Origin of the sequence: uncultured Microbulbifer sp. (genome assembly GCF_947504145.1) — a bacterium.
Classification (GTDB): Bacteria; Pseudomonadota; Gammaproteobacteria; order Pseudomonadales; family Cellvibrionaceae; genus Microbulbifer.
The window spans coordinates 189,104-214,175 of the sequence record NZ_CANNGQ010000005.1; the positions used below are offsets into that span (position 1 = coordinate 189,104).

Consider the following 25,072-nt stretch of genomic DNA (forward strand, 5'->3'; position numbering starts at 1 on the left):
TGATGCTGTGGTTGCGCTGGTTTGCGCGCAAATTCTGGCTGCTGGTAGTGGTACTGGTGATATCCCTCGCGATTCTGGTGCAGACCGGCCGCATCCTGTCTCCGCAGGTGGGCAAATACAGCCCGGAAATCGGTCACTGGTTCTCCGAGCGCCTGGGTGCGCCGGTGCAACTGGAGCATATCTCCCTGCGCTGGCAGGCGCTGGAAGTGGCGCTGCAGATTGACGGCCTGAAAATCGGTGAAGCGGGGCAGGTCAAACTGGAGCGCGGCCTGTTCCATCTGGATCTGCTGGCGAGTCTGTGGAACCGCGAACTGATCTGGAAAAACCTGGAGGTCGACGGTTTTTCCGCGCAGTTGGAACAGCGCACCGAGGGCGGCTGGCAGGTTCAGGGTTTTCCGAAAGTCGCTGCGCCATCGCAACACACTACCCACGGCGGCGTTCGTCTCGGTGACCCCGCGCGGATTTTTCAGCTGGGCCCCAAGGTACTGGTGCGTGATGCCAGCATCGGCCTGACCCTGACTGACGGCCAGTCTGCCAACCTGGATCTGCGTGAAATCCAGCTGGAAAATAGCGGCGACTTCCACCGTCTGGTCGCACGCGCGTTTGTTACCGGCGCCATGGAGAGCCTGCATACCGGTGAGGACAGTCTGCGTCTGGTGCTGGAAGGGCACGGTAATCCGCGCAATCGCGAAGAATTTTCCCTTCAGGGCTATGTACAGCTGAACGAATTGCTGGTGGACGCCGACCTGGTGGGGTTGCTGTATCAGCTATCGCCGCTACCGGAAAAGCTCTACTGGCCCGGGCGCAAACTTGCCGGTGGCCGGCTGTGGCTCAGCTCTGATGCCACCAACGGTTACAGCCTGCAGGGTGATCTCAGCCTTGCCCAGGTGATGCAAAGTACCGGCGATGACTCCGGTGCGAGAGAGCAGGAAAACGCTCAGCCTGACGACAAAGCGCCCGGCGCGCTGGAAAACCTGAATGCACTTTCCAGCAATATTTCCGGCCGCTGGCTGCCCGGGGACTCCTGGGGGCTGGTATTGCAGGAGCTCGGGCTCAACTGGCAGCAGCTGGAAGTCCCGAACGTCAATCTGCAGGCAAGCGGTGACCAGCAGGGCAACCTGCAGCTGGCGGTGGATCAGATAGAGCTACAGGCCTGGCACCGGGTACTGCGGGTGCTGGAGTTGATACCCGAGAAAGCGGACGAGTGGCTCAATGCGCTGGAGCCGACGGGTGATTTGCAGAACGTGCGCCTGTCGCGGACCGATGGCGAGCTGACGGTCGCCGCCAACCTGCGTGATGTGGTGGCGGGGGCACATCGCGGCGCACCGGCGGTCACCGGCGTCAACGGCTACCTGTCTCTGAACGGCAAGGGCGGGCGGGTAGAGCTGGCGAGTAGCGACGGCTTCAGTGCCCATTTCCCCCTGCTCTACGACAAACCGTTTGAGTTCGGTGCTGCACGCGGCACGGTGGCCTGGGATCTCGACCGTGAACACAATGCCGTGTCTATCTATTCCGGTCCGATCCTGCTGGATGCTGTGTCTCAGCCGGAGGGCAGTGCTGTACCGGCGGGGGGCGACTTCAGCGGCCAGTTTCTGTTGCAGATCCCCCTCCAGCCGCACACCCGCGCGGCAGATTTCACTCTGGCACTGGGATTGCGCGATGTCGCGGTACAGGAGCAGCGCCACCTGGTTCCCACGGTAGTGAGTGATGACCTGCGCCAGTGGCTGGACCAGAGTATCGGTAAGCGCAACGACGGCCGGATCCCCACTGCTGGATTTATCTATCGGGGTTACAGCTACCGCGAGGGTGACGACGAAGACCTGCTGGCACTGGGGGCACACGACTTCCGCCACACGGTGCAGTTGCAGGCGGATATCCGCGATAGCCGCCTGGAATACGCGCCGGACTGGCCGGCGGCGGAAGAGGTAGACGGGCACCTGAGCATCAACGATCGCAATGTGCTGGTGGTGGCGCCCAGGGCGAAGTTGTGGAATGTCGATGGGGCCAACGTTTCCGTGCAGCTGTCCCCGGAAACTACTGGCTCAAGGCTGGATGTGCGTGCCGAACTGGCTGGCCCCGCTACCGATGGGCTGAAGATTTTGCGGGAGTCTCCGCTGCGCGACCGCCTCGGCAATGCTTTCGACAGTTGGGCTATGGATGGCGCCATGCAGGGAACCCTGCAGCTCAGTCAGCCTCTGGGTGGTGCGCAATTCGAGCCCAGCCAACAGGTCGACCTGGCGCTTTCCGGGGCGAGCCTTTCCCTGCAGAACCTCAAGCTGGATATCGAACAACTCGAAGGCAATGTCCGCTTCCACAGTCGCGATGGGCTCAAGGGGTCCAGCTTCCGCGGCCAACTGTGGGGCAAGCCGTTGCGCGCCTCCATCCAGCACCTGGGCGAGGGTGAACATCGCGATACCCAGGTGGTAGTGCGCGGCGAAGCGCTGACCGAGAGTATTGGCCAGTGGAGCGGGCGGCCGGAACTGCAGTGGCTGGACGGGGAGCTGGATTACACCGCGTTGGTCACTATCCCGGCACCGGCCAAAGAAAAACCCTACGCAGCGGTGCTGGAACTCTCTTCCGACCTGGAGCAGGTGGCCGTCAATCTGCCTGCGCCACTGGCAAAACCCGCCGGGGAAAAATCCCGCTTCGTGATGCGGGTGCCCATCGGCGAGCAGGGCAACCTCTACCACCTCAGCTACGGCGAGCACTTGCAGGGACAGATCTGGCAGGTTGACGGCAAACTGGAGCGCGCATCAATCGGGTTGAACGCCGAAGCAAAACTGCCGAAATCTCCGGGTATTTCGGTGATTGGTGATCTGCCGCTGGTAGACCTGCAACCCTGGAAAAAAGCACTGACGATCTACACCGCCCCCTCCGCGGAAGAGGAGCCAGTGCCGGCCAGCGGGGCTGATTATGGGGATGAGTCTGTTGCGCAAACCTCTCCGGAGAAGGAAGCGCCGCTGCCGATTCAGCTCGATCTCAGCACCGATCTTTTGCAGATTTCCGAGACCACCCGGATTGAGAATATTCACGTACTCGGGCGCGGCCTGGGTGCGGACTGGAAGCTGGATTTCGACAGCGAGACCGCCGCCGGCAAACTGAGCGGCATGCTGAATGCGACCACCCCGCTGCAACTGGAACTGGTCCACCTGCGCCTGCCGGCGCTTGCGGGCAAAGCGGAGTCGGTCGAGAACACGGAGGACGAAGACGAGTCCGGTGATCCATCACTGGCGGCTCGCCTGCAGGATCGCTGGAAGGGATTCGACTTTACCAGCTTGCCCAGTGTGGATTTCACGACCGAGAAATTGTGGATGGGAGAGGAGCCCATGGGGCCCTGGTCCTTCCAGTTGCGGCCTTCGCAGCAGCGGCTGGTGGTGAGTGAAATCGAGGGTACTTTGCGCGGTATCGCTATCGAACCACGCAAGACGGGTGACGATAGCCTGGGCGCGCAACTGATGTGGATGCGCGATGACGAAGGCCGTGAGTCCTCGCAATTCATCGGCCGCCTGCGCGGTGAAAACCTCGGTCGCGTGCTGCAGGCCTGGGGCCAGGAGGCGGCGATAGAAAGCAGCAGTGCGGTATTCGATACCGCACTGCGCTGGCAGGGCTCACCGGCCATGGTGAGCGCGAACAGTCTCAATGGCGAGATTCGCATCGACATTCGCGACGGGCGCTTTATGCGCGCCAGCGATAACGCCGGTACCTCTCTGCTGCGCCTGTTGTCCCTGTTCAATTTCGACACCTGGGCGCGCCGCCTGCGTCTGGATTTCTCTGACCTGGTACAGAGCGGCCTGACGTTCGACCGGGTGCACGGGGAAGTGTATTTCGAGGGTGATGGCGAGCTGCTGATTGCCGTCCCCATTCAGGTGGAGGGCCCCACCAGCGAATTGCAAATGGCTGGCCGGGTAAACCTTCAGCGCGAAGACCTGAATCTGACTCTGGTGGCGACCTTGCCGGTAGGTAATAACCTGGCGTTTGTGGCGGCACTGGCCGGTGGCCTGCCTGCCGCGGCAGGAGTCTATCTGATCAGTAAGGTGTTCAAGAAGCAGGTGGATCGGGTGGCCAGTGTGAGCTACCGCATCAATGGCGAGTGGGCCGACCCGGAAGTGCGCTTCGACAAACTGTTTGATGACGGGGCCGCAGGCCGCGAGGGCCGGAGTGCTGTGGCGCAACGCAAGCAGGAGAAGGCAGTTCGCGAGCAGCCTTTACAGCCCGAGTCTGCGGGCGTTGAGACACCGGTGAAGCGCAGGGAAGAGTCACCCGGTGAGCTGCCCGCGGGCACGCAGAACGACAAAAAGACCAAGCCGATGCCCTATGGTGCCGGGCGAAGTTGACGATCAACAGTTGCAAAAACCGAATTATTATTCGATATTGGCGCTCTAAGTTGCGAATAGCAGCAGTTACAGAATAATAACTTCACTATCAGAGGTGCGTCGCCAATGTCTGAGGTGGTCACTTTGGCCGGTATTCCGCTTAACCGCTACACACTGTTCAAGATCTTCAAGTACACCGTTTACTGCTTGCTGACCTACAACGTTTACGCCTTTTTTGTAGAGAATCACGCAGCCGCGGGTACGGTGTTTGCCGACGGCGTGAGCTTTGGCAAAATCATCGAAGCGTACAACGATTCCATTGATACCCTGGCCTGGGTACTGTTGCTTTTGGTGTTCGAGCTGGAGACCTGGGTGCTCGCCGATGAAAAGTTGAAGGGCGGCACCAAGTGGGCGCTGAATGCGGTTTCTGCGTTCTGTTACGTTTTTATCGTGTATTCGTTTTACGGTTACTTTTCAGAGATGGTGTCGCTGACCCATCTGCTGCCGGTATCCGGCTCTGCCTGTGATCTGGCGGCCAGCGGTGGCTGGTCGATGGTGCTGGAGCAGGATGATTATGTGGCGCTGACGGCGGCGAATTGTGGTTCGCTTTCAGACGCGAGCCTGCTGCGCCTGGCCGAGGCTCAGATTGTCGGCGATGCGGAGATCTGGCGAGAGATTCAGTGGCTGGCGTGGGTGGATGTGATCAATGCCGGTGCCTGGTTGCTGGTGGTATCGATCCTGGCCTTCGATGTATGGCTGCAACTGCGTCACCAGCTGTCTGATTCCATTATGCGTTATTCGCAGGTGATCAAGGGCCTGCTCTATTTCACCCTGCTGCTGTGCGCCATCTACTGGGGCCTCAACGGCAGCTTCCTGGATTTCTGGGACGCCTTCCTGTGGCTGGTCGCGTTCTTCTTTATCGAGATGAACCTGTTTGAGTGGCAGGCTGAGACTAGCGCTGAGTAATGTGTTCGCAGTCTTGTGGTTCACGGGTGCTTCGTATCGGGCACCGTGGCGGTTCCGCTATCGGGGGCAGTCTTACGAGACACGCCGTGAACGCCCCATCTGACCGCCATGGATGGCGGAAATGCAGATTTTGCAGGAGCAAAAATCTGCCCTGGGGGCTCTGCAAAAACATCCTGTTTTTGAAGGTCTCGTAAGACTGCCCCGACATCGGCACCTTCGATTCAGGCCTCAGTATTCCTTACGTGATGCCTGTATCGCGATATCAATCGGTACGGCTGGTGACTTCCAACAGGTGATAACCAAACTGGGTTTTCACCGGGCCGTGTACCTTGTTCAACTCATCGTTGAACACCACCTTGTCGAACTCCGGCACCATCTGGCCCTGTCCGAATTCACCCAGATCGCCACCGTTGCGGCCGGAGGGGCATTTGGAGTGTTGCTGGGCAATTTTTCCGAAATCGGCACCGTCTTCAATCTGCTTTTTCAGATCCTGACATTGGGCTTCGCTTTCTACGAGAATGTGGCGGGCTGTTGCTCTTGGCACGGGAGTCTCCCTGTTTATTGGTGATGAATAATTTCTTGAGCGGCAAGCTTAGTGCGTAACGAACACGGGAGCCAGCATGCGAAGGCTTTTCGAGACACAATAGCCGAAGCAAAGGTGTCGGTCCCGGGCGCATCCTTCTGAGGCACAAACTTCAGTTTACTGCCCAGACAGGGCCGCAAACGTATTGCACTTGTTCACGTCGCCAGTGCTGAACCCCTGATTGAACCAGTAGGCCCGTTGTTCGGCGCTGCCGTGGGTGAAGGCGTCGGGGGATACGGCGCGGCCAGCGCGGCGTTGCAGGTGGTCGTCGCCTACGGCGGCAGCTGCGCGCAGGCCTTCTTCGATATCACCGGGTTCCAGCATATTGCGGTCGCGGTGTGCGTAAAACGCCCACACACCGGCGTAACAGTCTGCCTGTAATTCCAGCATCACCGAGAGCCGGTTCGACGTCACCTTGTCCGCCTGCATCCGGGCCTGTTGCACCTTCTCAGAAATACCCTGCAGATTTTGTACATGGTGGCCCACCTCGTGGGCAATCACATACGCGAAAGCAAAGTCCCCGGGCGCTCCCAGCTTTTTCAGCTCGTTCATGAAACTCAGGTCGAGATACACCTTCTGGTCGCCCGGGCAGTAAAACGGCCCAACCGCAGCAGAGCTCAGCCCGCAGGCCGAGCGCACCGCATCGGTGTAGAGCACCAGTTTGGGTGGGGTGTACTGGGAGCCCGCCTGCTGGAAGATACCGCCCCAGGTGTCCTCGGTATCTGCCAGCACCACAGCAACAAACTGTGCTACTTCGTCGTCCGCGCCTGCGCCTTCGGTCCCCGGCGCGGTCTGCGCATCCGGGCCAAGACTCGGGGACTCTGTACTCGGCATGCCGCTGAACAGGTTGCCGCCGAAATAGTAAAGCGCACCCAGCGCCAGCAGGATCAGCCAGCCTTTTTTGCTGCGCAGCAGAAACGGTGCCAGGGCCAGTAAATTGCCCAGGCCGCCCATGCCGCCTCCGCCACCGGGGGACTTTTCTCCGCGGCGATCCTCTACGTTCGAACTTCTGCGACCTTGACGCCAGCGCATGGTGATACCTCTTGCTTCACAACCGCCGAATCACAACCGCAATTCAGCTCCGCACATAGCTTTGAGCATAGAACAGATGGCGCGATTTTTTGTTTGTCCGTCGGGAGATTATTCTTGTGCCATCCACAGGGATGGTATCTTTGTCCCGTCCTCGATCAGCCAGAGAGTCGAAATTTTGTCCCTTATCCCACTCTTTCCCCTCAATATGGCGCTGTTTCCCGGCGTGACCCTGCCGTTGCGTATTTTCGAGCAGCGCTACCTGCGGCTGGTGACCGAGTCTCTGAAAACCGATACCGGCTTTGGTGTGGCGCTGATCCGCAGCGGTAAGGAGGTGGGGGCTGCGGAGGTGTGGCCGCTGGGGCTGTATGTGCGGATTGTGGACTGGAGTCAGGGCGAAGAGGGTTTGCTGCATATTGATGTGGCCGGCCAGTCCCGCTTTCGCGTGCTGGAAACGTCCGCACAGGACGACGGGCTTCTGATGGCGGAGGTGGAGTGGCTGCCGGATGAAGAGTCCCACCCGGTGCCGGAGAGCTGCGATGGCCTGCTGGCGGTACTGAACGAGCTCAAACAGCACGCCGCCATCCTCGCACTAAAATTCGAGCCGGTGGACAGTGCCGAGGCGTTGTCCTGGCAGCTGGCGCAGTTGCTGCCGCTGGAAGATCAGGCGCGGGTGGAGTTGCTGGCCAGCCACGACCCGCTGGAGCGGCTGGCGAATATTGCCGCCAATCTGGATCGCTGGTCCAGTGAATAACCTGGAAGCGACGCCGCCGGGACAGCGGGGGATAGACCGCGAACAAGTCAAATATTGAAACAACGATAAACATTTTGCTGGGGAACCATGGATAGTTTTGCCTTGCTCGGCGTGCTGCTAATTCTCACCGTCATTGTCGGTGCCTTTATGGGAATATTTGCGTTTGCCGAAGTGAAAAGCTTGCGGGGAGAGGTGCGCCGGTTGCGCGCGATGATCGATGGGTTACAGGATGCTTCCCGATCGACGGCGGACAAACCGAACCCCGCCGCGCAGAGTCAGCAGGCCGACGTACCGCAATCTACCCATGCCGTGAATACCCGGAAGCCCGTCGAGCCGCTTTCTGAGCCGGAAAAACAGCCGCGGCAGGCCAGGCCGCCGGTCGCCGCCCGACAGGTTCAGCAGCCTCGCACCGTGCAACCCGAAAATCCGCGAGGCCGGGCGATCCGACCCGAAGTGGCCGCTGCCCGCGCCCGCTTCTGGGAGCGATTACAGGAAAACTGGATGGTCTGGCTGGGCGGTGCCTGCGTGGCGCTCGCCGGGGTTTTTCTCGCGCGTTACGGCATTGAACAGGGTTTACTGGGACCGAAAGTGCGCGTGGCCATGGGGTTGCTGACCGCAATTGCACTGTATGCCGCTTCGGAAGTGTTGCGGCGTAAGACCGGCGGCAGCCACCCCACCTTCGCCGCGCTCGCCGGTGGCGGGGCGATCACAGCTTTTGCCGCGGTGCTGTCGGCGGTACACCTCTATCACTTGATGGCACCGGGCTTGGCATTCGGTCTGCTCGCGGTAGTGGCGATGGTGACCATGTGGCTTGCACGACTGCACGGCCCGGTGCTCGCCGCTATCGGTATGCTCGGTGCCTATTCTGTGCCAGCGCTGGTCTCCACTGGTGGCGGCAATGTGCTGGGGGCGATGCTCTACGCACTGATCATTTCCGTGTCGGTACTCTTCCTGTTGCGTCATGTATACCGCACCTGGCTGTGGTTGGGGGTGCTGGCGGGCGCGCTGGCCTGGTGGCTGCTTTCTCTGTTCGGGCACCAGGCGGACGACTGGCGGGGTGTTTATCTGGCAGCACTGGCATACCTGCTGATTGCCGTAGTGCCCGGCAACTGGCTGCTGAGCCTGAACGCTGCGCGCGCGGGGGACAGCAGTGACCCGGCGAGCAAGGTCACCCCGTTGATCCTGCCGAGCCTGTTGGTGCTGGCCGCCGCCCAGTGTCTGTCGATTTTGCGGGAAGGGTTCCAGCCGGGTGCTTTCTGGGTCTGGAGCTCGCTGGCGCTGGTCGCACTGCTGGCAGGGCGCCGCAACGCTAGTCTCGCGCTGGTGCCCTGGGCGCTGATGGCCGGTCAGCTGGTGGCCTGGTTGGCAACGCGGCTGGACCAGTGGGGGACACAGAGCGTGCGTCTGCTGCCGCTGCCCGCGGAGCAGCAGTCTGGTTTCCTGTTGTATCTGCTGTTCACCGCCGTGCTGTTCGCGGGGTTTGCCCTGTTTAATTATCGCCGTGGGCTGGCTCGCTACTGGTGGGCTTCGCTGGCGGTGATGGCGCCTTTGCTGTCCCTGTTGGTGGGATATGTGCTGGCCGGGGACTATCTGCCGGTGCACTGGTGGTGCCTGTATGCGGCGGTCTTCGGCGGTGTGTTCATGTACCTGGGGAGTCGCGGTGCGCGGCACCAGTGGCACAAGGGTATGGTGGTGTGGCTGTTTGTTGCCGCGCATTTCGCCTACAGCCTGGCAGTGTGCCTGTGGTTGGAGCAGGCCAGCCTGACACTGGCGCTGGCTCTGCAAGTGGTATCCCTGGCCTGGGTTATCCGTCGCTTCGAGGTGCCCGCGCTGGGGTGGCTGCTGAAAGCCGTGCTGTTGCTCGTGGTGACCCGCCTTACCCTGAATCCCTGGGTGCTCACCTACAGCGAAAACACCCACTGGTCCCTGTGGACTTACGGGGGCTCTGCGTTGTGTGCCTGGCTCGGCGCTCGCATTCTGTCGCGGGCGAAAGGCGTTAGCGCACTCCAGCAGCTGGCCGTGTGGGCCGAGGCGGCCGCGCTGCATCTACTGGTGCTGGCACTCTGGGCGGAGTGCCGATACTGGCTGTACGGCGGCAATGCGTTTGCGGCGGAGTACAGCTTTACTGAAGCGGTGATCAACATGTGGCTGTTTACCGGCCTGGGGTTGGTGTACTACCGCAAGTCCTTGATAGCAGGCAGCTTCTCCCGCTGGTACGACGGCTACGGGCGCCTGCTGGTGTTGGCGGGGCTGGTGAACTACCTGAAAATCCTGTTCGCCACTGCCACGAGCGAGGTCTGGGCGTGGGGTGCGATCGGCGAGCGGCCACTCTTCAATATGCTGATCCCGGCGTTCGGTGGCGCCGCGCTGCTCGCTCTGCTGGTTCGCCGGTTCTATCTGCCTGCAGTGCGCCGGCTGGCGGGACTGACGGCAGCCGTGGCGGCATTTGTGTGGGTATCGCTGGAGGTCCGGCATCTCTGGCAGGGCAGTATCCGGCTGGATACCTCGGCGGCCACTGGCGAACTGTACACCTATTCTGCGGTGTGGCTGGCGATGGCGGTGGCTGGCATCCTGCTGGGCAGCTGGAGAGGTTGGCGCAGCTGTTATCAGGGCGGTATGGCCGTGCTGGCGCTGGTGATCGTAAAGTTATTCCTGGTGGATATGTCCGGGCTCGAGGGGCTGCTGCGGGTAGCCTCGTTTATGGGAATGGGGCTGGCGCTGCTGGGAATTGCTTACCTGCACCAGAAACTCGGTGGGAAAAGTGCAGATCCCGGCCAATAACCGCATTCCGCCGGCAATTTCCCGCAGCGGTTGCGGTATACTGCGCGGCCATTTTCTGGGGCTCCCGAGCGGAGTCCCGTCCTTTTGTGAATTGCATGGAGATCAGCAGTGAACAGTATCAGTGCCACCGGGGTTGAACTGGATTCCACCGTAGCACCCTCTACCCACGCCTCGACTGAAGAGACGATGCAGGCCATGGGCCGCGCCGCGCGCGCTGCCGCCCGCCTGATGGCCCGCGCTGATACTGCCACCAAAAATGCTGCTCTCAAAGCCATTGCCGCGGAACTGGACGCCCAGCGACCGCAGCTGGCGGCGGCCAACGCCAAAGATATGCAGAATGGCCGCGACAGCGGCCTCGACGCTGCATTGTTGGACCGCCTGGAGCTGACCGATGGGCGCATTGACGCCATGATTCAGGGGCTTGGGCAGATCGCCGAACTGCCGGATCCGGTTGGCGAGATCAGCGATCTCAAATTTCGTCCGAGTGGTATCCAGGTGGGCAAAATGCGCGTGCCGCTGGGGGTAGTGGGGATCATTTACGAGTCCCGTCCCAATGTAACCATCGACGCCGCCAGCCTGTGCCTGAAATCTGGCAACGCCACCATTCTGCGCGGTGGCAAAGAGGCCCTGCATTCCAACGGCGCCATTGCCGCGTGTATCGCTGCGGGTCTGAAACAGGTGGGGCTGCCGGAGACGGCGGTGCAGGTAGTGGCGACCTCCGACCGCGCCGCCGTGGGTGCGCTTATTTCCATGCCCGAATACGTGGATGTGATCGTGCCCCGCGGTGGCAGGGGTTTGATCGAGCGCATCAGCAATGACGCGCGGGTGCCGGTCATCAAGCATCTGGACGGCATTTGCCATGTCTACCTGGATGATCGCGCCGACCCGCTCAAGGCATTCAATATCGCACTCAATGCCAAGACCCACCGCTACGGCGTGTGCAATGCTATGGAAACCCTGCTGGTTGCAGAGGCGGTAGCGACAGAGTTTCTGCCCAAACTGGCGGCGGCCTACAGTGACAAGGGTGTGGAGTTGCGCGGTTGCGACAAGACTCGCGCAATCCTGGCCGACATTCTGCCGGCCACCGAGGAAGACTGGGGCACGGAATACCTGGCACCGGTACTGTCGATTCGCGTGGTGGCGGATATGGATGCTGCGATGGACCACATCACCCGCTACAGCTCCGGTCACACGGAATCCATCGTCACCGAAGACTATTCCCGCGCGCGCCGCTTTATGGCGGAAGTGGACTCCGCTTCGGTGATGGTCAATGCGTCGACCCGTTTTGCCGATGGTTTTGAGTACGGCCTGGGCGCGGAGATCGGGATCAGCACCGACAAGATCCACGCCCGTGGCCCGGTGGGTCTGGAGGGGCTGACCTCGCAGAAGTGGATCGTGTTCGGGGATGGACAGATCCGCGAATGAATCGGCCTTCGTCGGTGCCTTCGACATTATCTGAGCGACAAACTGTTGCCCTGTTCGGCGGCACCTTTAACCCGGTGCATTTCGGCCACCTGCGCATGGCGCTGGAGTTGAAAGACGTACTGGGCTTCGACGAAATGCGCCTGCTGCCTTCCCATCAGCCGGTGCACCGTGCGGCGCCCGGCGTTACCGCCGATGCGCGGCGCGACATGCTGGCGCTGGCGGTGGAAAACTGCCCGTCCCTGCAGTTGGACGAGCGGGAACTGCAGCGTCAGGGGCCCACCTACACGGTGGATACGCTGGAAGAACTGCGTGCAGAGCTGGGCGATGATGTCTCCATCAGCTTTTGCATGGGATTGGATTCCCTGCTGGGGTTGCCGGACTGGCACCACTGGGAGCGGCTGATCCAGCTCGCCCACCTGGTGGTAGTGACCCGGCCCGGTTGGCAGTTGCCTCGCGATGGCGAGGTGGCAGAGTTGCTGGCGGCACACCGCGGTGAGGCGCCGGACCTGAAGGCTCAGGCCGCGGGCAGCATCCTGCTGCGGGAACAGACGCTGTTGCCGATTTCCGCTACTGGAATTCGCAGCCTGATTGCCGCTGGCCGCTCCCCACAGTATCTGCTGCCGGAGCGAGTACTCGACTACATTCAAACGCATCAGCTCTACAAGAGCGACAACAACTAGGAGCCCTGGCTCCGTTCAATCAGACGGGAGTCACAGCTCCCGATACAGGTGTTATGACTGATATCAAATCAATTGCGGTAAACGCACTGGAAGACCTCAAGGGTAAAGACATCGTCTCGATGGATGTGTCCGAACTCAGCGACGTGATGGACACGCTGATCATCTGCACCGGCACCTCCAGCCGCCAGGTGAAGTCCCTTGCCAACAATGTTGTGGAAGATGGCAAAGAGGCTGGTATCCGCCCCATCGGCGTCGAGGGCGTCGAGCAGGGCGAGTGGGTACTGGTGGACTACGGCGATGTGGTGGTCCACGTGATGCAGGCGGAAACCCGCGGTTTTTACGACCTGGAAAAGCTCTGGTCGATGACCCCCAACACCCGCGAAGACGCCGATGGCAGCGACCCGCACGACGATTGATCCTGCGCGTCTGCCAGTAAAGGTCCGCTTGCTATGAAGATTTGCCCAGTATGAAGATCCGAATAGTCGCCGCCGGTGGCAAGATGCCCGCCTGGGTGCAGGAGGGCTACAACGAGTACGCCAAGCGCCTGCCCCGGGAGCTGACTCTGGAGATGGTGGAAGTGCCTCTGGGCAACCGGGGTCAGAAAAATTCTGCCGCGCTGGTGGAAAAGGCCCGCCAGAAAGAGGGTGAGGCCATGCTGGCCGCGATCAACTCGCGGGACCATGTGGTGGCGCTGGAGGTGAAGGGCAAACCCTGGAGTACCGAGCAGCTGTCGCGGGAATTGTCCGGCTGGCAGATGTCCGGCGACAACATGTGCCTGCTGATTGGTGGCCCGGACGGGCTCTCGGCGGACTGTGTGGCACGGGCCAATCAGAAATGGTCGCTGTCTCCATTGACCTTGCCACACCCGCTGGTGCGGGTGTTGCTGGCGGAGCAGCTGTACCGGGCCTGGACCCTGTTGGCGGGGCACCCGTACCACAAGTAGGCCGATGGCGTGTCGCTTCGGCCTTTCGCCCTGGTATTGCGCTCTCTTCATCCTGCTTTTCGTGAACTTTCCTGCGCCACCAGACTCTGAAAGAGATGGTGTGTGCCCGGTGCCTGTGGCGCTGGGGTACGCCAAAGGCTCCGCAGGGAAGGCAAACTTGTGTACACTTCGTGGTCATTTTCGCGCCACCGAATAATCTGCTTCGACCACCATGTCAGAAAACCTGCGCTTCAAAGACCACCACACTGAGCAGCGGCTGTTTCGCAACCGTATGCTGGTGGCGATATTCGGCGTAGTCGTGCTGCTGGGCGTGCTGGTGGCGCGCTTCTATAACCTCCAGGTCGTCAATTACGAGGACTACCGCACCCAGTCTGACCAGAACCGTATCCAGGTGCGCCCGGTCCCCCCCACCCGTGGTCTGATCTACGACCGCAATGGCGAAATGCTGGCGGACAACCGCCCCAGTTACACCCTTTCCGTGGTACGCGAGCGGGTTAGAGATCTGGATGCCACCATCGAGTTGCTTGGCCGGCTGGTGCACCTTGAAGACCGTGATGTCGAAAAATTCAACCGTCGCCTGCAGCGACGCCGCCCGTTCGAGCCCGTTCCCCTGCGCTACCGCCTGAGTGAAGACGAGATTGCTCGCATCAGCGTCAATGAATTTCACCTGCCCGGGGTTTCCGTGGAGGCGGAGCTGGTGCGTTACTACCCGGAGAGCAAGCTCTTCGGCCACAGCGTGGGGTATGTGGGGCGGATCAATGAGCGCGAACTATCCGGCTTTTCCGAGGAAGATGTACGCCGCTATCGGGGCACCCAGAGTATCGGGAAGGTAGGGCTGGAGCGCTCGTATGAAGACCTGCTGCTGGGCGAAGTGGGCTATGAAAATGTGGAAACCAATGCCCGTGGCCGGGTGCTGCGGGTACTGGAACGGCACGACCCCAAGCCCGGCGCGGAGCTGACCCTGCATCTGGACACCCGTCTGCAGCAGGTGGCGACTGAAGCACTGGGAGACAACCGTGGCGCCGTGGTGGCCATTGACGTGAAAACGGGCGGCGTGCTCGCCTTCGTCAGTCAGCCATCCTTTGATCCCAACCTGTTCGTGACCGGCATCAGCTACAAGGATTACAGCGCACTGCGGGATTCCCTGGATGTGCCGCTGTTCAACCGGGTCATCCAGGGGCAATACCCCCCGGGTTCCACCCTGAAGCCGATGATGGGGCTGGGGGGGCTCGCCGCGGGGGTCATCAGTGCGGAAACCGAAGTGGCGGACCCGGGTTATTTCAAACTGCCCAACGACCCGCGGATTTATCGCGACTGGAAACGCTGGGGCCACGGCAAGCATATCGACCTGATTCAGGGGCTGGCGCAGAGCTGCGATGTCTATTTTTGGGATATGGCCGCGCGCTGGAATATTGACGATATGCACGACGTTGCCACCCGCTTCGGCCTGGGCGAAAAAACCGGCATCGACCTGCCGCGGGAATACCCCGGGCTGTTCCCGTCGCGAGCGTGGAAACGCGGCGCGCGCGGCGTGCCCTGGTTCCCGGGGGACAGTCTGAATACGGTACTGGGGCAGGGCTTTGTGCTGGCGACACCGCTGCAGCTGGCGGTGATGACTGCCACCATTGCCAACCGCGGTACCCACTACCGCCCGCAGATGGTGATGGCCATCGACGGCGTGGAGCAGCCGCCAGAGGTATTGCATCACGTGGACGCGCGCCCGGAGTACTGGGACCTGGTCTTCGAGGGCATGGAAGCGGTGGTATACAGCGCTCACGGCACCGGCAAGAAAGCCGGCGCCGGGCTGGATTTCAAGGTGGCCGGTAAATCCGGTACTGCACAGGTGGTGGGTATTGCCCAGGGCGAGAAGTACGATTCGGAGGCGCTGAAAGAGCGCCACCGGGACCACGCTCTGTTTGTCGCTTTTGCGCCGGTAGACGATCCGCAGATTGCGGTATCGGTACTGGTGGAAAACGGCGAGGGTGGCGGTCGCGTGGCCGCTCCGGTGGCTCGCGAGGTCTTTTTCGACTGGATGTCACGCCCGCTGGAGAATACCGCCAGCCGTCTTGTGTGGCGTCCGCCCATGAGCATTTCCGCTCCCGTACACCCACACCCACACCCACACCCACACCCACACCCACAGGAGGACGGTATCCGTGGCTAGTCGCGATTATATGCACCGCTTGCCGGATGCCGGCAGCAGTCTGCGGCGCCCGGAGAGCCTGTCCCGTCGCTGGCATATCGACCTGCCCTTACTGCTCTTGCTGATGGTGCTGGCGGGCGTGGGTCTGGTGGTGCTGTACAGTGCATCCGGGGAAGAAGTCCATTACGTGAAACGCCAGGCCGTATTTATGGGGCTGGCGTTTGTGGGCATGGTGATTGCCGCGCAGATTCCGCTGGAATTTTACCGGCGCTGGTCGCCCTGGTTTTACCTCGCCGGCTGCTGTCTGTTGGTGGCGGTACTGTTTTTCGGGGTGGGTGCCAAGGGCGCGCAGCGCTGGCTGCAGATCGGCGGGTTTCGTTTCCAGCCCTCGGAGGCGCTGAAACTCGCGGTTCCCATCGCGGTGGCAGCGTATCTGCACAAGCGCAGCCTGCCGCCGTCGTTTCTCACGGTAATCGGTACTCTGGTCATTATCGGGGTTCCGGCGGCGCTGATTGTCCGCCAGCCGGACCTTGGAACGTCTATCCTGATCGCCACGTCGGGTATTTTTGCGCTCTATCTGTCCGGCCTCAGCTGGAAGATGATCGGCGGCGCAGTGGTGATGGCATTGATGGCGGCCTGGCCCATGTGGATGTGGGGCCTGCGGGATTACCAGAAACAACGGATTCTCACCCTGTTCAACCCGGACGCGGACCGTCTCGGCGCCGGCTGGAACATCTTCCAGTCCAAGGCCGCTATCGGTTCCGGTGGCTGGGATGGAAAGGGCTATATGCAGGGCACCCAGTCACAGTTGGATTTTCTGCCGGAGAGCCACACGGATTTCATTATTGCGGTGCTGGCTGAGGAGTGGGGAATGCGCGGTGCGTTGATCCTGCTGGTGCTGTATCTGTTGATCATCGCCCGGGGCATCTATATTAGTTTTATGGCCCAGCACGTTTTCGGGCGCTTGTTGGCGGGCAGTATCACGCTCACCTTCTTTGTATACGTATTTGTGAACATCGGTATGGTGACCGGTTTATTGCCGGTAGTGGGGGTGCCCTTGCCCTTGGTGAGCCACGGCGGCACCTCGGTGATTACCCTGATGGCCGGGTTCGGCATTCTGATGGCGGTCAGTACGGAAAGACGCAGAGTACTTTTTTGATTATTGGAAACGTTTTTAATTATCGGATTTAGTGGCTGAATGTGAGGCGGTTCAGGCTGGCTTCACTTTTTCCCGTGTATCGTGCCACTTTTTGGCGCGATTGCAGTCACAACAGCACATCGATTTTAATAACTGAAAAATAGTTGGAAGTACTCTATGAACACAGGAGCGGTTGTTTTGAAGTGGACCACAGGATTGTTGGCGGGCTTGGGACTGGTTCTCAGCGCCTGCGCGCAGGAGCAGGGGCACGATGAAAATGCCCAGGCCAAAGCGTTTGTGGATTACATGGTGGCCGAGCACAACTTCAACCGCGATGACCTGCAGCTGCTGATGAAAGAGGCCAAGCGCAAGGAGTCGATCCTCAAAGCGATCAAGCGCCCGGCAGAAAAAGCCAAGCCGTGGCACGAATACCGCAAAATTTTCATTACCAATACCCGCATCGCCAGCGGTGTGGACTTTTGGGACAAGAACGCGGATGCACTCCAGGCGGCCGAGGAAAAGTACGGCGTACCGCCGGAAATGATCGTCGCCGTTATTGGTGTGGAAACCCGCTACGGCGGCAATATGGGGAGCTACCGGGTGATCGATGCACTCTCCACGCTGGCGTTTAACTACCCTCGCCGCTCCAAGTTCTTTACCAAAGAGCTCGAAAACTACCTGTTGCTGACCCGCGACGAAAAAATTGACCCCACCACGCTGAAAGGCTCCTATGCCGGTGCCATGGGCTTTGGCCAGTTCATGCCTTCCAGTTACCGCCACTACGCGGTGGACTTCAATGGGGACGGCCGGGTGGATATCTGGGAAGATACCGAAGACGCCATCGGTAGCGTGGCCAACTATTTTGTCGAGCATGGCTGGAAAGGCGGTGAGCCGATCACCGTGATCACCCAGCCGCGCCCCAATGCGGACATGACCATCGTCAACGACGACCTGAAACCCAGGTGGACCGTGGGCCAGTTAGATGAAAAAGGTTTCCCGACCACCGCCCAGGTCACCAAGGAGATGCCTGCCAATGTGTTTTCCCTGAATGCACAGGAGGGAACGCAATACTGGATTGGCCTGAATAACTTCTACACCATTACCCGTTACAACCACAGTCGCCTCTACGCCATGGCGGTGTACGAGCTGGGGCAGGAAATCATCAAAGCGCGCGGCGGTCGTTCCTGATCCGTCGGGATGCTTAGACGCTGGGTAAGTGGTAGATAAAAAATTGTGTTTCAGAGCCGGTACGCGTTTTTATGACCGGCGTCTGTTTCGCACGAGCAATACGATAAATCGAAAGTACGATAAAACGCGGTAGCGGGCGCTGTTTGACCTGCTCCGGGGGGAAGTGATGAAAACCAGAAAAATAGCGGCTAAAACCGCCGGTTTTGTTCGCCTTGGCGCCTGCTGCGCGTTGGCATTGCTCAGTGCCTGTAGCACCGTGCCGTTGCACGATCCGGGTAAGGCTAAAGTGGAACCGAAAGAAGATGTGCCCTTTGATCAGGTTCGCGACAGTGGCCCCGATGTGCCCGTGGATATGCTCGCCACACCGGAGGTTACACCGGTGCGTGAACCCATTGGCGTCGCCGGCAATAAATCCCCTTATGTGGTCAACGGTGTAAGATACAGCGTTCTCAAGGGCGTCAAAGGGTACAGCGAGCGCGGTCACGCTTCCTGGTACGGCACCAAATTCCACGGACGCAAAACCGCCAACGGCGAGGTTTACAATATGTACGCCATGTCCGCGGCACACAAAACCCTGCCGTTGCCCAGCTATGCCAAAGTTACCAATCTGGACAATGGCCGCAGTATTATCGTGCGCGTCAATGACCGTGGCCCCTTCGTGCCCGGGCGTATTATTGATCTCAGTTATACTGCCGCCCAAAAACTGGGCTACATCGACAAGGGCGTAGCGCGCGTAGAAGTAGTGGCACTGGATCCGCAATCGTTGCCCAGTGCCTCCGAAAGCCTGGCCGTAGAAAAAGACGCCGCCGCGCGCAAGGGCCTGCCGCAAGACGCCAGTTTCAAACTGCCGGATAATACCTTCCTGCAGGTAGGCGCCTACAGCTCGGCCAGTCAGGCAGAAGAGATTCGTGGCCAACTTGCGACTGCATTCGGCTATCCTGTATCCGTCAGCCCGGTGAATCGCGACGGAACAATGCTATACCGGGTGCGTATTGGACCCATCGCCCAGCAGCGGGCACTGGCCGCATTGCGGGAATCTGTCGAGCAACAGAATTTTGGCCAGCCCCAGGTGGTGGTTGACTGATCCGCCCATGCATTCCCCGACTGGAGTCGGGTTTTTGACATTTTCGTAGGTAAGGAATAAAGAGAGACTCATGTTCAAACGCTTATTTGCCTGTCTGCTCCTGATTGTCAGCACCAGTGTTGCCCAGGCCGATAAACCACTGATACCCGCGCCACCGCAGCTTGCGGCGACCGCCTATCTGCTGATTGATGCCCACACAGGTCAGATTCTGGTAGAGCACGACGCGGACAAACAGATCCCACCGGCCAGCCTCACCAAGATGATGACCAGCTACATCGTCTCTGAAGAGCTGGAAAAAGGCGCCATCAAAGAGCAGGACATGGTGAATATTTCGGAGAAGGCCTGGCGCAAAGGCGGCTCCAAAATGTTTGTCAAAGTTGGGGACAAGGTACCGGTCATTGATCTGCTGCGCGGCGTGATCGTGCAGTCCGGTAATGATGCCAGTATTGCCCTCGCCGAGTATGTTTCCGGCAGCGAAGAAGTGTTCGCCGAAGTGATGAACCAGCAGGCCCAACTGCTGGGAATGGAAGATTCCAACTTCGTTAACGCCACCGGCTGGCCTGCAGACGGCCACGTTACTACGGCCCGCGACCTGGGCAAACTGGCGCGCGCATTGATCCAGGACCACCCGAGTCACTACGCCCTGTATTCCGAGAAATATTTCCGCTTCAACGGCATCAACCAGCCCAACCGCAACCGCCTGCTGTGGCGCGATCCCGCGGTAGACGGCATCAAAACCGGCCACACCGAAGAAGCCGGTTACTGCCTGGTGGCCTCCGCGGTCAAACGCGGCATGCGCCTCATTTCTGTCGTCGTGGGTACAGACAGCGACGAAAAGCGCGCGGCCGAAACCCAGAAACTGCTCGCCTATGGCTTCCGCTACTACCAGACCCACAAGGTCTACGGCAGCAACGACGTACTGCAGACCGAGCGGGTATGGGGCGGCAAAGCCGACTCTGTAGGCGTTGCGGTGAAAAACGACGTATTTGTCACCATCCCCCGGGGCGGTGAAGAGAGCATCAAAGCCGACCTGATTGTCGACGGTGAGCTCAAAGCCCCCCTGGCCAAAGGTCAGCAGGTAGGCAAGGTTGTTGTGACTCTGGACGGGGAAACCGTCGCGGACGTGCCCGCTGTAGTGGCGGAAGATGTGGAGAAAGCCGGTTTCTTCAAGCGTGTCTGGGATTCCATCAAGCGCTTTGTGATGGGCTTCTTTCAGTAAGAAAACCCGACTTAGCCCGGCGAAATAACGCGCCGGGCTTCCATTGCCCCGTCTCAAAGCAGTTTCGTCTGCAATCTTTCCTCCCTGTCCAGTCCCCGGCCGGCACTGTATAATCGCCGCCCGGCCGCAACACCCGCTGGGCGTTGTCCCCGCGTCTTCACTTCTGATCTGCGGCCCAGAGAGAGTGGTATGACCCAGGATTCACAACAGCAGCCGCCAAAAATCGAATTCCCGTGCGAAGACTACGTGGTCAAAGTGGTGCGTGACACCGATGACCAGGTACGCGACTTCGTACTCGAAGTCATGCGCCGCCACGCCCCCGGGCTGGATGAAAGCAGGCTGACGCACAAGCCCAGCCGCAACGGTAAATTCACCTCGGTAACCTTTTACATTGTTGCCACCGGTGAACCGCAACTGAAAGCACTTACCGATGAGCTCACTGCCCACCCGGGCGTGTATATGGTGATTTGATGGCCGCCCCCAAGCCGGTTATCTGCAACCTCGGCCGGCGCGATTACGAAACCGTATGGCGCGCCATGGCCCACTACACCGACAACCGCGGCAACGACGCCGGGGACCAGATCTGGTGTGTCGAACATCCCCCCGTATTCACCCAGGGCCAGGCCGGCAAAGCCGAGCATCTGCTGAATACCGGTGATATACCGGTGGTACAGGTGGATCGCGGCGGTCAGGTGACCTATCACGGCCCTGGCCAGCTGGTGGTGTATCCGCTGCTGGACCTGCGCCGCAACAAAATCGGTGTGCGCGACCTGGTCACGGCTTTGGAAGAAGCCACCGTCGCTATGCTGGCGGAATTTGGCATCAGCGCCGCGCCGCGCCCGGATGCCCCCGGTGTCTATCTCTCCGACGGGCCGCGGGCTGGCAACAAGATTGCCTCCATCGGTCTGCGGGTGCGCCGCGGTTGCAGCTTCCACGGCATCGCCATCAATATTGATATGGATCTGGGGCCTTTTCTGCGTATCAACCCCTGTGGTTACGCGGGCATGCAGATGGTGCAGATGGCGGAGATCATCCAGCCTACGCCCCAGTGGGAAGCCGTGGCGACAAGTTTTGTCGCCGCGCTGCAGCGCAAGCTGCCATTGCCGGAGGCCAGCTGGCAACCGGTGGATGAACACCTGTTTGACGACAAGAAAATTGACGAGAAATTTGAGGTAACCGCAAACGCGCAGGGTACCGAACCAGGAACTAGTAATGTCTGAACGATTTGACGCCGACCAGTCCGAAATCAAGACGACCACCGTGAACCCCGGGGAGACGGCTGTGCCGGAAATCAGCCCGGTAAAACGCACCCGCCGCCTGCAGCAGGGCGAAAAGCTCCGCGATGGCGACAAGGTAGAGCGTATCCCGGTAAAGGTGATCGCCAGTGACCAGACCCTGCGCAAGCCGGACTGGATTCGGGTAAAAGTACCCTCGGTAAAAGCGTCCAAAGAAGTGGACCGCATCAAGGGCATCCTGCGCTCACAGAAACTCGCCACTGTATGTGAAGAGGCCAGCTGCCCGAACCTGGGTGAATGCTTCAGCGGCGGCACTGCCACTTTTATGATCATGGGCGAGATCTGTACCCGGCGTTGTCCATTTTGCGATGTAGGGCACGGCAAGCCGAACCCACTGGATCCGGAAGAACCGAAACAGCTGGCGGAGGCCATCGCCGCCATGAGCCTGCGCTATGTGGTGATCACTTCTGTAGACCGCGATGACCTGCGCGATGGCGGCGCCCAGCATTTTGCCGAGTGCATCAAGGAGTCCCGCGCGCTATCTCCAAATTTGCAGGTGGAAATCCTGACCCCGGATTTCCGCGGTCGTATGGATATCGCCCTCGATATTCTCGAGGCGGATGCCCCGGACGTGTTTAACCACAACCTGGAAACCGTGCCGCGCCTGTACCGGGAGTCCCGTCCCGGTGCCAACTACAAGTGGTCCCTGAAACTGCTGCAGGAATACAAAAAGCGTCGCCCCGACGTACTCACCAAATCCGGGCTGATGGTTGGCCTTGGTGAAACCAAAGAAGAAATTTTCGAAGTGCTGGACGATATGCGTGCACACGATATCGATATGCTCACTATTGGCCAGTACCTGCAGCCGAGTAAAGAACACTTGCCGGTGCAGCGTTATGTGCATCCGGACGAGTTTGAAGAGTACCGCATCTACGCCGAACAGATCGGGTTTACCCATGCGGCTTGCGGCCCGATGGTGCGCTCTTCCTATCACGCCGACAAGCAGGCGCACGGAGAAAAGGTCAGTTGATCTTCGCTCAGTAAATGTGTTTAAAAATCCCGGCTACGCGCCGGGATTTTTTTGTTATCCACGTCCCATCTACCTCTCCGTACTCTAACGCAGGCCGCTGTAGCCTGTGACAGCCTCCACTTTCTGTTCACTCGCCGGTTCACACTCAGCCGATTATCAAGAAATTTTCTTTCACAACTCTGAAAGTTTGGCTTCAAAGTCATCTTTTTGTGGGGTTGTTTTTCTTCGCATGCACGTTGCAAGAGAGCGGGTTTCACAGGTGAATCGTTCTTGAACGCGATTTTTTTGGAAATAAATTTCCCCTGGGTTTCTGAATTTTTAATGAAAAATTCGCTGGGCTCGCCAAAAAATAATGGAAAACTTTACAGCGACTGGAGAGAACTTATGGAAATACATTCCATGCAAAAACCGACTTTTGAAAGGCGTTCGATATACAGCGCCTTTGCCAAAGCGGGGCTGGTAATGTGGCTGGGGACTGCTTCTTCTGCATTGATGGCAGCGGAGGCTGAGATGATTATCGTCAGCGATTGGGGCGGCGGTTTCCAGGGAGAAATTGTTGTTACCAACGACGGTAGCGAACCACTTACCGACTGGTCCGTATCCTTCAATATGGATGTGGATATCAACAATCTGTGGAACGGTGTTATTCAATCCCAGAGCGCGAGCCAATATGTGGTCAGCGCAGCCGATTACAACAGCACCGTTGCACCTGGTGCCCAGGTGACCGTTGGGTTTATTGCCAACCCCGGTGGTCAAGCACCTGCAGAAGTATCGGTTGACGGGAATGGTGGTGGCTCGTCTTCCGGTGGCTCTTCCAGTTCCTCAAGCTCTTCGAGCTCTTCGAGCTCTTCAAGTTCGTCCAGTTCTTCGAGCTCCTCCAGCTCTTCGAGCTCCTCCAGTTCTTCAAGTTCTTCAAGCGGTTCGAGCTCCGGCAGTGGTTCTTCAAGCGGTTCAACCAGCAGCTCGAGCTCAAGCTCCGGCAGTGGTTCGTCGTCCGGCTCTTCCAGCGGTGGTCGTTTCCGTGTCGACGACACCGGCAATATCACCAAAAACGGTGAAGTGATCCCGGTAAATTGTGGTTCCTGGTTTGGTCTGGAAGGTCGTCACGAGCCTTCCGATGCAGAAGTGAACCCCAGTGGCGCGCCTATGGAACTGTACGTGGGCAACACCTTCTGGGCCAACGGCAGCGCGGGTACCGGTCGAACTATCCAGCAGACCATGAGCGAGATTACCGCAATGGGTGTGAATGTGGTGCGCTTCCCGGTTGTACCGCAAACACTCGATCCGGACGATCCCCAGGGCAGTGGTGAAGTACTGAAAAATCACGAGTCGGTGCTGGTGCCCAATGCGCGCCAGGCAATGGAAGAGTTCATTATCGCCGCGGACCAGAACAACATCGAAGTAATGCTCGATATTCACGCCTGCTCCAACTATATCGGCTGGCGGGCTGGCCGTCTGGATGCGCGCCCACCCTATGTCGATGCGGACCGCGAGCTGTACGACTACCCACGGGAAGACAGTTCCTGTGCGGTTACCGGCAACCCGGATTCCGTTACCAATGTGCAGGAATACAACCGCGATATGTGGCTGGATAACCTGCGTGAGCTGGCGGGTCTCGAAGAAGCTCTGGGTGTAGATAACATCATCGGTATCGATATTTACAACGAACCGTGGGATTACACCTGGGAAGAATGGAAAAGCCTGACCGAAGACGCCTTCGCGGCGATCGATGAGGTGAATTCCAACACCCTGCTGTTTGTACAGGGTGTCTCTGCCACTGCTGGCAATCAGGACGGTACCCCGGCAACCATTACTCAGGTGCCGCACGGTAACGAAGCGACCAATCCGAACTGGGGCGAGAACCTGTTTGAAGCGGGCGACAACCCGCCTAATATCCCCAAAGATCGTCTGGTTTATTCTCCGCACACCTACGGTCCGTCTGTGTTTGTGCAGAAAGGCTTTATGGATGCGGTCTCGCAGCCAGAATGTGAAGGCCTGGAAGGTGATGCTGCCGGTGATGCCGACTGTAACATCGTGCTGGATGAAGAACTGCTGCGCCAGGGTTGGGACGAGCACTTCGGCTACCTGCGTGAAATGGGCTACGCCATCGTCGTGGGTGAGTTTGGTGGCAACCTCGATTGGCCGGCCAAGGCAGCGCTGCGCGATCAGGCGCGCTGGGATCATATTCAGCCCGGCGTTGTGGATGCTCAGTGGCAGGATATGTTTGTCGATTACATGGTCGAGAAAAATATTCAGGGCTGCTACTGGTCGATCAACCCGGAATCCGGTGATACCGGAGGCTGGTACGGTCATGCCTACGATCCGCAAAGCAATACCGCGGGCTGGGGCGAGTGGCTTGACTTCGATCCGCGTAAAACCAACTTGCTGGAGCGGCTGTGGAGTAACACGCCTTCTGAGTAATCGTTGATTTCAGAGCGCTGTACTATTGCGCTCTGATCTAAGCGCGTCAAAAGCCAGTATCCGTTTCGGTGGATACTGGCTTTTTGCTGTGTATACCGCAGGTTCGCCAGTTTCTCTAACTATGCTGAATGGGTCGAATT

General features: G+C 59.5%; 19 protein-coding genes. 17 read left to right on the forward strand and 2 right to left on the reverse strand.

What is annotated here, in order from left to right; genetic code table 11:
* Positions 1 to 2: 2 nt before the first annotated feature.
* Positions 3 to 4,334, forward strand: a complete 4,332-nt coding sequence (locus tag Q1A74_RS16600) for a YhdP family protein (protein ID WP_299598911.1) — start codon at positions 3 to 5, stop codon at positions 4,332 to 4,334.
* 105 nt (positions 4,335 to 4,439) lie between these two features.
* Positions 4,440 to 5,279 carry a hypothetical protein gene (locus tag Q1A74_RS16605; protein WP_299598914.1) on the forward strand — a complete coding sequence of 280 codons (840 nt, stop codon included), beginning with the start codon at positions 4,440 to 4,442 and terminating at the stop codon, positions 5,277 to 5,279.
* Positions 5,280 to 5,541: 262 nt separating this feature from the next.
* On the opposite strand, the gene Q1A74_RS16610 is transcribed toward Q1A74_RS16605, so the two are convergent.
* Both Q1A74_RS16610 and Q1A74_RS16615 read right to left on the reverse strand, forming a co-directional pair.
* A complete protein-coding gene (locus Q1A74_RS16610; RefSeq protein ID WP_299598917.1) occupies positions 5,542 to 5,823 on the reverse strand; it encodes a peptidylprolyl isomerase in 282 nt (93 codons plus the stop codon).
* Positions 5,824 to 5,979: 156 nt separating this feature from the next.
* The gene (locus Q1A74_RS16615; RefSeq protein ID WP_299598919.1) at positions 5,980 to 6,894 is read right to left on the reverse strand and encodes a neutral zinc metallopeptidase; all 915 of its coding nucleotides are present in this window, start codon (positions 6,892 to 6,894) and stop codon (positions 5,980 to 5,982) included.
* A 175-nt stretch (positions 6,895 to 7,069) separates the two neighbouring features.
* Between Q1A74_RS16615 and Q1A74_RS16620 the strand changes: the two genes are divergently transcribed.
* From Q1A74_RS16620 to Q1A74_RS16690, 15 genes are all read left to right on the forward strand, one after another.
* Positions 7,070 to 7,645 carry an LON peptidase substrate-binding domain-containing protein gene (locus tag Q1A74_RS16620; protein ID WP_299598921.1) on the forward strand — a complete coding sequence of 192 codons (576 nt, stop codon included), beginning with the start codon at positions 7,070 to 7,072 and terminating at the stop codon, positions 7,643 to 7,645.
* A gap of 87 nt (positions 7,646 to 7,732) precedes the next feature.
* Complete coding sequence (locus tag Q1A74_RS16625; protein WP_299598924.1) at positions 7,733 to 10,426, forward strand: DUF2339 domain-containing protein; 2,694 nt, start codon at positions 7,733 to 7,735, stop codon at positions 10,424 to 10,426.
* A 138-nt stretch (positions 10,427 to 10,564) separates the two neighbouring features.
* Positions 10,565 to 11,851: a glutamate-5-semialdehyde dehydrogenase gene (locus Q1A74_RS16630; RefSeq protein ID WP_299599277.1), complete on the forward strand. Its 1,287-nt coding sequence runs from the start codon at positions 10,565 to 10,567 to the stop codon at positions 11,849 to 11,851.
* Complete coding sequence (nadD, locus tag Q1A74_RS16635) at positions 11,848 to 12,531, forward strand: nicotinate-nucleotide adenylyltransferase (RefSeq protein ID WP_299598926.1); 684 nt, start codon at positions 11,848 to 11,850, stop codon at positions 12,529 to 12,531. The genes Q1A74_RS16630 and nadD overlap by 4 nt, the downstream gene beginning before the upstream one ends.
* Positions 12,532 to 12,584: 53 nt before the next feature.
* Entirely contained in the window at positions 12,585 to 12,947 is a 363-nt protein-coding gene (gene rsfS / locus Q1A74_RS16640) for a ribosome silencing factor (protein WP_299598928.1), read from the forward strand.
* A 50-nt stretch (positions 12,948 to 12,997) separates the two neighbouring features.
* Entirely contained in the window at positions 12,998 to 13,474 is a 477-nt protein-coding gene (gene rlmH, locus Q1A74_RS16645; RefSeq protein ID WP_299598932.1) for a 23S rRNA (pseudouridine(1915)-N(3))-methyltransferase RlmH, read from the forward strand.
* Positions 13,475 to 13,685: 211 nt separating this feature from the next.
* On the forward strand, positions 13,686 to 15,638 hold the full coding sequence (gene mrdA, locus Q1A74_RS16650; RefSeq protein ID WP_299598936.1) for a penicillin-binding protein 2: 1,953 nt from the start codon (positions 13,686 to 13,688) through the stop codon (positions 15,636 to 15,638).
* Positions 15,631 to 16,776, forward strand: a complete 1,146-nt coding sequence (gene rodA / locus Q1A74_RS16655) for a rod shape-determining protein RodA (RefSeq protein WP_299598940.1) — start codon at positions 15,631 to 15,633, stop codon at positions 16,774 to 16,776. The genes mrdA and rodA overlap by 8 nt, the downstream gene beginning before the upstream one ends.
* Before the next feature lie 177 nt (positions 16,777 to 16,953).
* Entirely contained in the window at positions 16,954 to 17,943 is a 990-nt protein-coding gene (gene mltB, locus Q1A74_RS16660) for a lytic murein transglycosylase B (protein ID WP_299598943.1), read from the forward strand.
* Positions 17,944 to 18,109: 166 nt separating this feature from the next.
* Entirely contained in the window at positions 18,110 to 19,027 is a 918-nt protein-coding gene (locus Q1A74_RS16665) for a septal ring lytic transglycosylase RlpA family protein (RefSeq protein ID WP_299598945.1), read from the forward strand.
* Between the two features lie 70 nt (positions 19,028 to 19,097).
* Complete coding sequence (locus Q1A74_RS16670) at positions 19,098 to 20,246, forward strand: D-alanyl-D-alanine carboxypeptidase family protein (RefSeq protein WP_299598948.1); 1,149 nt, start codon at positions 19,098 to 19,100, stop codon at positions 20,244 to 20,246.
* Between the two features lie 189 nt (positions 20,247 to 20,435).
* Positions 20,436 to 20,717, forward strand: coding sequence for a DUF493 family protein (locus tag Q1A74_RS16675; protein WP_299598951.1), 282 nt, complete (start codon positions 20,436 to 20,438; stop codon positions 20,715 to 20,717).
* Entirely contained in the window at positions 20,717 to 21,466 is a 750-nt protein-coding gene (gene lipB / locus Q1A74_RS16680; RefSeq protein WP_299598954.1) for a lipoyl(octanoyl) transferase LipB, read from the forward strand. The genes Q1A74_RS16675 and lipB overlap by 1 nt, the downstream gene beginning before the upstream one ends.
* The gene (lipA, locus tag Q1A74_RS16685) at positions 21,459 to 22,511 is read left to right on the forward strand and encodes a lipoyl synthase (RefSeq protein WP_299598957.1); all 1,053 of its coding nucleotides are present in this window, start codon (positions 21,459 to 21,461) and stop codon (positions 22,509 to 22,511) included. The genes lipB and lipA overlap by 8 nt, the downstream gene beginning before the upstream one ends.
* A 399-nt stretch (positions 22,512 to 22,910) precedes the next feature.
* The gene (locus tag Q1A74_RS16690) at positions 22,911 to 24,932 is read left to right on the forward strand and encodes a cellulase family glycosylhydrolase (protein ID WP_299598960.1); all 2,022 of its coding nucleotides are present in this window, start codon (positions 22,911 to 22,913) and stop codon (positions 24,930 to 24,932) included.
* Positions 24,933 to 25,072: the final 140 nt, after the last annotated feature.